Origin of the sequence: Pseudoxanthomonas suwonensis J47 (assembly GCF_000513955.1) — a bacterium.
In the GTDB taxonomy this organism is placed as follows: domain Bacteria; phylum Pseudomonadota; class Gammaproteobacteria; order Xanthomonadales; family Xanthomonadaceae; genus Pseudoxanthomonas; species Pseudoxanthomonas suwonensis_C.
The window spans coordinates 1-10922 of the sequence record NZ_AZUZ01000044.1; the positions used below are offsets into that span (position 1 = coordinate 1).

The 10922-nt window shown below is 71.4% G+C and carries 12 protein-coding genes; 10 read left to right on the forward strand and 2 right to left on the reverse strand.

The window, feature by feature from the left end:
- Positions 1 to 90: 90 nt before the first annotated feature.
- Positions 91 to 636, reverse strand: coding sequence for a gamma carbonic anhydrase family protein (locus tag M503_RS0111235; RefSeq protein WP_028920685.1), 546 nt, complete (start codon positions 634 to 636; stop codon positions 91 to 93).
- Positions 637 to 680: 44 nt separating this feature from the next.
- Between M503_RS0111235 and M503_RS0111240 the strand changes: the two genes are divergently transcribed.
- From M503_RS0111240 to xth, 4 genes are all read left to right on the forward strand, one after another.
- On the forward strand, positions 681 to 2201 hold the full coding sequence (locus tag M503_RS0111240) for a coniferyl aldehyde dehydrogenase (protein WP_081721028.1): 1521 nt from the start codon (positions 681 to 683) through the stop codon (positions 2199 to 2201).
- Positions 2202 to 2330: 129 nt separating this feature from the next.
- The gene (locus M503_RS0111245) at positions 2331 to 3227 is read left to right on the forward strand and encodes an SDR family oxidoreductase (protein WP_028920683.1); all 897 of its coding nucleotides are present in this window, start codon (positions 2331 to 2333) and stop codon (positions 3225 to 3227) included.
- 191 nt (positions 3228 to 3418) lie between these two features.
- Positions 3419 to 4981: an MFS transporter gene (locus M503_RS0111250; protein ID WP_155952051.1), complete on the forward strand. Its 1563-nt coding sequence runs from the start codon at positions 3419 to 3421 to the stop codon at positions 4979 to 4981.
- Positions 4982 to 5078: 97 nt separating this feature from the next.
- Positions 5079 to 5849 (forward strand): exodeoxyribonuclease III, encoded by a 771-nt coding sequence (xth, locus tag M503_RS0111255; RefSeq protein ID WP_028920681.1) that lies wholly within the window; start codon positions 5079 to 5081, stop codon positions 5847 to 5849.
- Between the two features lie 87 nt (positions 5850 to 5936).
- Here xth and M503_RS0111260 read toward each other — a convergent pair whose 3' ends face one another.
- Positions 5937 to 6188, reverse strand: coding sequence for a GlsB/YeaQ/YmgE family stress response membrane protein (locus tag M503_RS0111260; RefSeq protein WP_024869215.1), 252 nt, complete (start codon positions 6186 to 6188; stop codon positions 5937 to 5939).
- Between the two features lie 128 nt (positions 6189 to 6316).
- Between M503_RS0111260 and M503_RS0111265 the strand changes: the two genes are divergently transcribed.
- The 6 genes from M503_RS0111265 to M503_RS0111290 all read left to right on the forward strand — a co-directional run bounded on the left by M503_RS0111265 (position 6317) and on the right by M503_RS0111290 (position 10617).
- On the forward strand, positions 6317 to 6916 hold the full coding sequence (locus tag M503_RS0111265; protein WP_028920680.1) for a 4'-phosphopantetheinyl transferase family protein: 600 nt from the start codon (positions 6317 to 6319) through the stop codon (positions 6914 to 6916).
- Positions 6917 to 6958: 42 nt separating this feature from the next.
- Complete coding sequence (gene rsmG / locus M503_RS0111270) at positions 6959 to 7597, forward strand: 16S rRNA (guanine(527)-N(7))-methyltransferase RsmG (RefSeq protein WP_037061282.1); 639 nt, start codon at positions 6959 to 6961, stop codon at positions 7595 to 7597.
- A 60-nt stretch (positions 7598 to 7657) separates the two neighbouring features.
- Positions 7658 to 8470 carry a ParA family protein gene (locus M503_RS0111275; protein ID WP_028920678.1) on the forward strand — a complete coding sequence of 271 codons (813 nt, stop codon included), beginning with the start codon at positions 7658 to 7660 and terminating at the stop codon, positions 8468 to 8470.
- Positions 8470 to 9405, forward strand: a complete 936-nt coding sequence (locus M503_RS0111280; RefSeq protein ID WP_028920677.1) for a ParB/RepB/Spo0J family partition protein — start codon at positions 8470 to 8472, stop codon at positions 9403 to 9405. Before M503_RS0111275 ends, M503_RS0111280 begins: the two co-directional genes overlap by 1 nt.
- 152 nt (positions 9406 to 9557) lie before the next feature.
- The gene (locus tag M503_RS0111285) at positions 9558 to 10280 is read left to right on the forward strand and encodes a glycosyltransferase family 2 protein (RefSeq protein WP_028920676.1); all 723 of its coding nucleotides are present in this window, start codon (positions 9558 to 9560) and stop codon (positions 10278 to 10280) included.
- A 1-nt stretch (position 10281) separates the two neighbouring features.
- Positions 10282 to 10617 (forward strand): lipid-A-disaccharide synthase N-terminal domain-containing protein, encoded by a 336-nt coding sequence (locus M503_RS0111290; RefSeq protein WP_028920675.1) that lies wholly within the window; start codon positions 10282 to 10284, stop codon positions 10615 to 10617.
- Positions 10618 to 10922 lie beyond the last annotated feature (305 nt).

Sequence of the window (10922 nt, forward strand, 5' to 3'; positions counted from 1 at the left end):
CAGGCGTGGGAGTCGGGCAAGCCCGACTCTACACAGAGCGCGGCGCCTCCTGTAGAGCGGGCCTTGGCCCGCTGCTCCCGCACCGGCGTCCTATCCGCCCAGGCCGAGGTAGCGGTCCTTCAACCGCACGTAGTGGCCGGCGGAGTAGTGCAGGCTCTCGATTTCCCTGTCGCCGAGCTTGCGCACGAAACGCGCCGGGTTGCCCAGCCACAGCTCCGCCTCGCCCACCACCTTGCCCGGGCCGACCACCGCGCCGGCGCCGACGAAGCCGTACTTCTTCACCGTGGCGCCGTCGAGGATGCACGCACCCATGCCGATCAGGCACAGGTCCTCGATGGTGCAGGCGTGGATGATGGTGCCATGGCCGACGGTCACGTCCGCGCCGATCAGGGTCGGGTAGCCGGCCTTGTTGAACGGGCTGTGGTGGCTGACGTGGACGATGGTGCCGTCCTGGATGTTGGTGCGCGCGCCGACACGGATGAAGTTGACGTCGCCGCGCAGGACGCAACCGGGCCACACCGAGACGTCCTCGGCCAGTTCGACGTCGCCGATGACCGTGGCGGTCGGATCGACGTACACGCGCTCGCCCAGCACGGGGCGCTTGTCCAGGTAGGGACGCAGGGAAGTCTCGTTCATCCGGGCATTGTAGGCCGCCGCCGGACTGGCACTACACTGCGCCCATGTCGACCAACGCCAATCCCGCCGTCATCGCCGCGACCATCGCCAATACCGCCGCCGTCGCGGCGGCGCTCGCGGCCAGCGGTGCGCGCAAGGAAGGCAACACGCCCGCCCGGGAAGCGCCCGCCGGTGCGCTTGACCTGGCCGCGCAGCTCGACGCGCTGCGCCATGCCTGGCAGACGTCGATCCCGGGCTACGCGCAGCGGCGCGACGACCTTCAACGCCTGCGCGCCGCGCTCAAGCGGCGCCTGCCGGAGATGGCCGACACCATCGCCGCCGACTTCGGCCACCGCTCGCGCCACGAATCGCTGCTGGCCGACGGCATGACCGTGATGGCCGCGATCGACCACCTGCTGCGCCACCTGCGCCGCTGGATGAAGCCGCAACGCGTGGCGGTAGGCTGGCGCCTGTGGCCGGCGCTCGCGCAGCTGCGCCACCAGCCGCTGGGCGTGGTCGGGGTGATCTCGCCGTGGAACTACCCGGTGAACCTGGCGCTGGTGCCGCTGGCCACCGCGATCGCCGCCGGCAACCACGTGTTCCTCAAGCCTTCCGAACTCACGCCACGCACCTCGCGTTTCCTGCGCGAGCTGCTGGCCGAAGTATTCCCGGCCGACCGCGTGGCGGTGGCCGAAGGCGACGCCAGCGTCGGCGCGGCCTTCGCCGCGCTGCCGTTCGACCACCTGGTGTTCACCGGCTCCACCGCGGTCGGCCGCAAGGTGATGGCCGCCGCCGCGCCCAACCTGACCCCGCTGACGCTGGAACTGGGCGGCAAGTCGCCGGCCATCGTCTGCGCGGACTACCCCATCGAACGCGCCGCCGCGCGCCTGGCCAGCGGCAAGTGGTTCAACGGTGGCCAGACCTGCATCGCCCCGGACTACGTGCTGCTGGTCGGCCGCCAGCGCCGCGACGCCTTCGTCCAGGCGCTGCGCGAACAGGTCGCCGCGCGCTACGGCGACATGCGCGATGGCGCGCAGGACTACACCCGGGTCATCGACGGACGCCACTTCGCCCGCCTGCAAGGCTATGTCGACGAGGCACGCGAGCGCGGCTGCGAAGTGATCGTGCTGGCCGAAGGCCACGACCCGGCCACGCGCCTGTTCGCCCCGACCCTGGTGCTGGAGCCGGGCGAGGACCTGGCGGTGATGCAGGAGGAGATCTTCGGCCCGGTGCTGCCGGTGCGCTGCGTGGACACTCTTGAACAGGCGATCGCCGCGGTGCAGGCGCGGCCGCGGCCGCTGGCGCTGTACCCGTTCAGCCACGACCGCGACGAGGTCGAACGCATCCTGCACGCCACCCGCGCCGGCGGCGTCACCGTCAACGACGCGTTGCTGCACTTCGCCGCCGAAGGCCTGCCGTTCGGCGGCGTCGGCGCCAGCGGGATGGGCGCCTACCACGGCCGTGCCGGTTTCGACGCACTGGGCAAGTGGCTGCCGGTGCTGTGGCAGCCGCGCCTCAGCGCCAGCGACCTGCTGCGGCCGCCCTACCGGCGCATCCAGCGCTTCCTCGACCTGCTGGTGCGCTGACGGCGGCGTCGCAGCAGGGTCCAGATCGCTGCGACGGCATCACCTGGCCTTGGCCTGGCGTTAACCGCCGCGCCGCACCCGCTTTACATGCGCGCGCCTACGGTGGACTGCCCAGCCGTGGAGCGCGCCATGAAACACCAACCCCTCGACCAGCAGGTCATCGTCATCACCGGCGCCAGCAGCGGCATCGGCTTGGCCACGGCACTCAAGGCCGCCGAGCGCGGGGCGAGCCTGGTACTGGTGGCACGCAGCAGCGGCACGCTGCAGGACACGGTGGACAAGATCAACAGTGCAGGCGGCCAGGCCACGATGGTGGTGGCCGACGTGGCGGACCGCAACGCGGTGGAAGCGGCCGCAGCGCTGGCGATCGAGCGCTTCGGTCGCATCGACACCTGGATCAACAATGCGGGCGTGGCCATCTACGGCAGGCTCGAGGAAGTCAGCGAGGAAGACAGCCGCCGCCTGTTCGACACCAACTTCTGGGGCGTGGTCAACGGCAGCCTCGCCGCGTTGCCGCACCTGCGCCGCAGCCAGGGCGCACTGGTCAACGTCGGCAGCGAGGTCTCCGACGCGGTCGTGCCCCTGCAGGGCATGTATTCGGCGAGCAAGCACGCGGTCAAGGGTTTCACCGACGCGCTCCGGGTGGAGGTGGAGGAAGTGGAGGACAGCCCGGTCAGCGTGACCCTGATCCAGCCGACCGCGGTCAACACCCCGTATCCGCACCGCGCGCGCAACTACCTGCCGCAGGAACCGAAGCTGCCGGACCCGCAGATCGATCCCTTCCAGGTCGCCGAGGCCATCCTCACCGCCGCCGAGCGTGGTGGACGCGACTACAAGGTCGGCGCCATGTCCAAGATGAACTCCTTCATGGCCCGTATGCTGCCGAAGCTGGCCGACCGCATGGCGGCCAAGTACGCGGACCGGCAGCAGGAAGACCGGCCGCCGCAGGCGCCCGAGGGCACGCTCTACCACCCGGGTGAGGCCGGGCACGTGTACGGCGACGGACGGCGCCTCTCCGCGCAGTAGAGCCCGCCCACCGCATCTTCCTGCGGTGCACCCTGCGGACGCGCCGACCCGGTCCCGCCGGGCCCGGTGCGCAGCCGATGCGCCTGTGCCCGGCGGAATGTCACGCAAGGGCATGTCAATCGGAGTCCGGACCGGTCGAGAATCACGCTTCCCATCCGTCTGACCGGATGACGCGTGTATTCCGGCTGCCCATGACCAACGCTCCCGCACCCGCCAAGGCCACCCGCCGCGAATGGATCGGCCTGGCGATCATCGCCCTGCCCTGCCTGGTCTACGCGATGGACCTGACCGTGCTGAACCTGGCGCTGCCGGCGATCAGCGCGCAGCTGCAGCCCACCGCCAGCCAGCTGCTGTGGATCGTCGATGTGTACGGCTTCCTGGTCGCCGGTTTCCTGATCACCATGGGCACGCTGGGCGACCGCATCGGCCGCCGCAGGCTGCTGCTGGTCGGTGCGGCGGCGTTCGCGGCCGCCTCGCTGGTGGCGGCGTTCTCGCGCACGGCCGAAACGCTGATCGCGATGCGTGCCCTGCTCGGCGTGGCCGGCGCGACGCTGGCGCCGTCGACGCTGTCGCTGATCCGCAACATGTTCCATGACGAGCAGGAGCGGCAGTTCGCGATCGGCGTGTGGATCGCCGCGTTCTCGGTGGGCGGCGCGATCGGGCCGCTGGTCGGTGGCGTGCTGCTGCAGTGGTCCTGGTGGGGCGCGGTGTTCCTGGCAGCGGTGCCGGTGATGGTGCTGCTGCTGGTGCTGGGGCCGAAGCTGCTGCCCGAGTACCGGGATCCCGACGCCGGCAGGCTCGATCTGGCGAGCATGGTGCAGTCGCTGCTGGCGGTGCTGGCCCTGGTCTACGGGCTCAAGCGCATCGCCGAGTACGGCTTGGATGGCCGCGGGATCGCGGTGCTGCTCGCGGGCGCCGTGCTGGGCGTGCTGTTCGTGCGCCGGCAGCGGCACCTGCCGTACCCGTTCCTCGACGTGACCCTGTTCCGCCGCCGCGCGTTCACCGCCTCGATCATCGCCTACTCGCTGACCGGCCTGTCGATGATGGGCGTGTACATCTTCATGACCCAGTACCTGCAGCTGGTGCTGGGCCTGACCCCGCTGCAGGCCGGCGTGGCGACGATCCCGTGGTCGGTGTGCTTCACCGTCGGCTCGCTGCTCGCGCCGCGCCTGGCGCGCCACTGGGGCGCGCGGCAGGTGATGGTCCGCGGCCTGCTGCTGGCGGCACTGGGCTTCGGCATCACCGCGATGGTGGTGCCGCCGTACGGTCTGTGGATCCTGATCGGCGGGATGCTGGCGATGAGCATCGGCCTGGCGCCGGTGATGACCGTCGGCAACGAGCTGATCATCACCACCGCCCCGCCCGAACGCGCCGGCGCCGCCTCGGCACTGTCGGAAACCAGCGCGGAACTGAGCGGCGCCCTCGGCATCGCCATCCTCGGCAGCGCCGGCATGGTCCTGTTCCGGCTGTGGCTGGGCCCGGCGGTACCGGCGGAGCTGGACGCGGCAGCCAGCGCGCGCAGCCTGGCCACCCTGGGCGGGGCGATGGGCGTGGCCGGCGAACTCGGCGGCGCGTCCGGCGCGGCCTTCGGCGACAGCGCGCGCACCGCCTTCACCGACGCCATGCGCGCGGTCGGCGTGTTCGGCGCCGCGGCCATGCTGCTGGCCGCGTGGATGGCGGCGAAGCTGATGCGCGAGGGCAAGGACGAAACGGACGCGGCGGAGGCGGCGCTGGACGAGGCCTCCGACGCCTGAGGACGCCCCGGGCGCCGCCGTGTGCTGAAATAGGCCGCCCCATGCGCCGCCGCCTTGCCGCGGCGCCACCGAACAACCGCACAGGTCGCCGTCCCCCGTGAAGATCGCCAGCTGGAACGTCAACTCCCTCAACGTGCGCATGCCGCACCTGGAACAGTGGCTGCGCGCCTTCAACCCGGACGTGGTCGGACTGCAGGAAACCAAGCTGGAGGACCACAAGTTCCCGGACACCGCGCTGGCGGCGATGGGCTACCGCAGCGTGTTCTCCGGGCAGAAGACCTACAACGGCGTGGCGATCCTCTCGCGCGAGGAACCGCGCGACGTGGTCGTCGGCGTGCCGGGCTTCGACCACGAGCAGAAGCGCGCGATCAGCGCCACCGTCGGCGACATGCGCATCGTCAACCTGTACGTGGTCAACGGCCAGGACATCGGCACTCCCAAGTACGAGTTCAAGCTCGAATGGCTGGCCGCGGTACGCGCCTGGCTGGAACAGGAAATCTGCACCCATCCGAACCTGGTGGTGCTGGGCGACTTCAACATCGCCCCGGACGAGCGCGACGTGCACGACCCGGCGGTGTGGAACGACAGCCACATCCTCACCTCGGCGCCGGAACGCGCCGCGCTGCAGGACCTCCTGCGCGTCGGCCTGCACGACGGCTTCCGCGTGCTGCACGGCGACGGCGGCATCTTCAGCTGGTGGGACTACCGCCAGGCCGCGTTCCGCCGCAACCTCGGCCTGCGCATCGACCTGACCCTGGTCTCCGATGCGCTGCGCCCGCGCGTGGGCGCCGCCGGCATCGACCGCGAACCGCGCACCTGGGAGCGCCCCAGCGACCATGCCCCAGCCTGGATCGAACTGGCCGGCTGAGCTTGCGGAGCGGCTCCGCCGCCCCCACAACGACGAAGGCCCGGCCAAAGCCGGGCCTCCGCCGCCTCGTCGCAGGCGTGGCGCCAGTCAGCGCACCCGGCCGCGGGTGAACAGGTTGACGATGGCCAGCAGGATCACCGCGCCGACGATCGAGAACAGGAAGGTGCGGATGGTGATGGCCTCGTTGATGCCGCCACCGAAGATCCAGCCTGCCAGCACCGCGCCGACGATGCCGACGATGATGTTGAGCAGGATGCCCTGCTGCGCGTCGCGCCGCATGATGAGGCTGGCCAGCCAGCCGACGATGCCGCCCACGATCAACCAGATGATGATGCCCATGCTGTCCGTCTCCTTGGTTCCGCGAAGTTCACCCCGGCTGGCGGGGTGTGCGCGGCCATCAGACGCGCCATGGCGTGAAGCGGCCGTATATCGTTATTCCGCAGGTGCAGCAAAAGGAACATGACCGAGTGAGTACGCCGCTAGCGCAATGGCGATTCGGTCCGGTGCAGGTGCACGCGCTGCCGCACGTGCAGGGCCTGCGCGGCGAGCCGCAGGTGCGCGACCTGCTCGCGCAGTGGCTGGGCGCGCCCGGCATGCCCCCACCCCTGCAGCGCGACGCGCATGGCCGTCCACGCCTGCTCGCGCCGCATGCGCAACGCGATGCCGGCTGGAGCCACAGCGGCGAACGCCTGCTGCTGGCCGTGGGCGAAGGCGTCACCCTGGGCGTGGACCTGGAACGCCAGCGTCCGCGTCCTCGTGCGCTGGAACTGGCGCGGCGCTACTTCACCGAGCGCGAGGCGCGGCGCCTGCAGTCGTTCGACGAGCCATGGCGCGAACTGGCCTTCCTGCGGCTGTGGTGCGCGAAGGAGGCGGTGCTCAAGGCGCATGGCCGCGGACTGGCCTTCGGCCTGCACCGGCTGGAATTCGGCAGCGAGGACGACGCGCCCGACGCCCCGCTCCTCCTGCTGGCCAGCGACCCGGAGCTGGGCCACGCCTCGGAATGGCACCTGCACGAATGGAACCCCGAGCCGGGCTACCTGGCCGCCCTGGCCTGGCGCCCGCGCTGAGGCCGCCCGCGGGCGCGCCGCCCCATCGGCGATAATCCGCCCATGGAAACCCCCTTCTCCCCCGCCCTGCGCCAGCGCCTGGACGACGGCCTGGCCGTGCTGGGCCTGGACCGTGGCCTGGCCGCGCCGCTGCTGGATTACCTCGCCCTGCTGCTGCGCTGGAACCGCACCTACAACCTCACCGCGATCCGCGACCCGGACGAGATGGTGACCCGCCACCTGCTCGACTCGCTGGCCATGCACCGGTTCGTGCAGCCCGGCGCGCTGGCCGACCTGGGCACCGGCCCCGGCCTGCCCGGCATCCCGCTGGCGATCGTGCGTCCGGACCTGCAGGTCACCCTGGTGGAGAGCAACGGCAAGAAGGCGCGGTTCCTGCGCGAAGCAGTGCGCCAGCTCAGGCTGGGCAATGCCCGCGTGGCGGAATCGCGCGCCGAGGCGGTGGCCGAACCGGGCGCCTACGCCCAGATCACCGCCCGCGCCCTGGATACCCTGGCCGGCATCCTCGAGGTCGGCGGCCACCTGCTGGCCCCCGACGGCCGGCTGCTGGCGATGAAGGGCGTCTACCCGGCCGAGGAGATCGCCGCGCTGCCGGCCGGATGGGCCGCGCTGGCGGTGCATCCGCTGGTCGTCCCGGGGCTGGAGGCGGAGCGCCACCTGGTCGAGGTGGGCCGGGCGGCGTGAAATCCGCATAATGGCCCGCTCCGGACCCTGCGCGTCCGTCGTCCCCGAGGCAGAGCACCCATGGCCCGCATCATCGCCATCGCCAACCAGAAGGGCGGCGTAGGCAAGACCACCACGGCGGTCAACCTTGCCGCCGCGCTGGCGCGCGCGCCCAAGCGCGTGCTGCTGGTCGACCTCGACGCCCAGGGCAACGCGACCATGGGCAGCGGCGTGGACAAGCGCGAGGTGGAGTCCTCCACCTGCGACCTGCTGCTGGGCGAGAGCGACGCCCGTTCGATCCGGGTGGCCACGGCCGAAGGCTTCGACCTGCTGCCGGGCAACATCGACCTGACCGCGGCGGAGATCCAGCTGATGGCGCTGGACGACCGCGAGCAGAAGCTCAAGGCCGCGCTGGAACCGCTGCGCGGCGAATACGACTTCATCATCATCGACTGCCCGCCGGCGCTGTCGCTGCTGACCCTCAACGCGCTGACCGCCGCCGACTCGGTGATCGTGCCGATGCAGTGCGAGTACTACGCGCTGGAGGGCCTGAGCGCGCTGATGGAGACCATCGAGGCGCTGCGCCAGCGGCTCAACCCGGGCCTGGAGATCGAAGGCGTGCTGCGCACCATGTTCGACGTCCGCAACAACCTGGCCAACGCGGTGTCGGCCGAGCTGATCGAGCACTTCGGCGACCGCGTGTTCCGCACCATCGTGCCGCGCAACGTGCGCCTGGCCGAGGCGCCCAGCCATGGCCAGAGCATCGTCGGCTACGACAGCGCCTCGCGCGGCGGCGTGGCCTACCTGGGCCTGGCCGGCGAGGTGATCCGGCGCCAGACCGAGCGCGAGCGTGCCGCCCGCGCCACCGCCACCGTCCCGGCGGAGGCGCTCTGATGAGTGCAGCGAAGAAGCGCGGCCTGGGCCGCGGACTGGAAGCCCTGCTCGGCCCCAAGGGCGCCGCGGCCGCCGTCGCATCGCCGGCCGCTACCCTGCCGGAACAGATCGAACAGCCGCAGCCGGGCGACGTCCTGCGCGCCCTGCCGGTGGGCCAGCTGCAGCCGGGCAAGTACCAGCCGCGCCGCGACATGGACCCGGAAAAGCTCGAGGAGCTGTCGGCCTCGATCAAGGCCCAGGGCGTGATCCAGCCGATCGTGGTCCGCGAGCTGGCCCCGGACCAGTACGAGATCGTCGCCGGCGAACGCCGCTGGCGCGCCTCGCAGCTGGCCGGCCTGGCCGAGGTGCCGGTGGTCCTGCGCGAACTGGACGACCGCACGGTCATCGCCATGGCGCTGATCGAGAACATCCAGCGCGAGGACCTCAACCCGCTGGAAGAGGCCCAGGCCCTGCAGCGGCTGATCGACGAGTTCTCGCTGACCCACGCCGAGGCCGCCGCCGCGGTCGGCCGTTCGCGCGCGGCGGTGTCCAACCTACTGCGCCTGCTCGACCTGCCGCCGGCGATCCGCGCCCTGGTCGAGGCCCGCCGCCTGGAGATGGGCCACGCCCGCGCCCTGCTGACCCTGTCGCCGGAACTGGCCAGCAAGCTGGCCTACGAAGCGGCCGAGAACGGCTGGTCGGTGCGCGAAGTCGAGCACCGCGCCCAGCAGTTCGCCGCCGGCAAGGTGCCGGTGACCGGCAAGGCCGCGCGCAAGTCGGCCGCCCGCACCCAGCAGCCGGACATCGCCGCGCTGGAAACCGAGCTGTCCGAGACCCTCGGCGCGAAGGTGGCGATCGCCCACGGCCGCGCCGGCAAGGGCAAGCTGGTGATCCACTACACGGACCTGGACACGCTCGACGGCGTGCTCGAGCGCCTGCGCAACCGCCAGGCCTGAGCCCGGGCAACCGGCCACGCCCGGTCCCGGGCGTGTGCATTCCACGTTCATCCGGTGCTTGCGACAATGCCGCGCCGTGACGGGCCCGCCCGCGGGACCGGCGGCGGCGCGCCGGTCGCGCCCGGCATGCACCCTCTCCTGCAAGCGACGCCATGACCCCACCCGAGCTCTCCGTCGTCGTTCCGGTCTTCAACGAACGCGACAACATCGCCCCGCTGGTGGGGGAGATCGTCGCCGCGCTGCGCGGACGCATCGCCTTCGAGATCGTCTACGTCGACGACCATTCGCGCGACGATTCGCTGGCGGTGCTGGAGTCGCTCAAGCCCACGGTGCCGGAGCTGCGCGTGCTGCACCACGTGGTGCAGAGCGGGCAGAGCACGGCGGTGCGCAACGGGGTCAAGGCGGCGCGCGGGGCGTGGATCGCCACCCTCGACGGCGACGGCCAGAACGATCCGGCCGACATCCCGAAGCTGCTGGCCGCGCGCGACGCGGCGCCGGCGGAGGTGAAGCTGTTCGCGGGCTGGCGGGTGGACCGCAAGGATTCCGGCTCCAAGCGCTGGGCCAGCCGTTGGGCCAACCGGATCCGCGCGCGCATGCTGCGCGACGACACGCCGGACACCGGCTGCGGGATCAAGCTGTTCGAGCGCGCGGTGTTCCTCGATCTGCCCTATTTCGACCACATGCACCGCTACCTGCCGGCGCTGGTCCAGCGCGCGGGCTGGAAGACGGTGAGCGTGCCGGTGGCGCACCGGCCGCGCACCGCCGGGGTGTCCAAGTACAACAACCTGGGCCGGGCGCTGGTCGGCATCCGCGACCTGCGCGGGGTGGCCTGGCTGATCGCGCGCAGCCGCCGCACGGCGGTGGAGGAGCGTTGAGATGGAACTGCACCTGCTCGACCGGCAGCTGGAGTGGCTGGCCTGGAGCGGCCTGCACGTCACCGGCTGGAAGCTGATCGGTTACACCGGCGCGCTGATGTTCGGCGCGCGCTGGCTGGTCCAGTTCGTCGCCACCCGTCGCGCGGGCAAGCCGGTGATCCCGCGCCTTTTCTGGTACATGAGCGTGGCGGGCAGCCTGATGACCCTCAGCTACTTCCTGTTCTCGGCCAAGCAGGACTCGGTAGGGGTGCTGCAGAACCTGTTCCCCTGCTTCGTGGCCCTCTACAACCTCGTCCTGGACATCCGCCTGCGGGGCTGGCGGCGGCAGCGGGACTGAACAAAGGCAGGAACCAAGCCGCGAGGCGTCGGGATGCGCGGGCTTCGGACGGAGCCGCGGCAGCGCGGGGGGCGCCGGGAATGAACGGGGGCGCTGGCGACGTCTGGCGCGTCGCCACGTGCCAGCTGCGTCACCGCATGCGCAGCGCTGCTTGAAAGCATTGGCGTGGCGGGCTTCGGACGGAGCCGCGGCAGCACGGGGGTATGGCGCATCGCGCGGTTCCGCCATCCATGGCTCCAACGCGCGAACGCAGGCCATCCATGGCCTGCTTGCGCCATACCCCCGCGCTACCGCGTCTTCGGGCG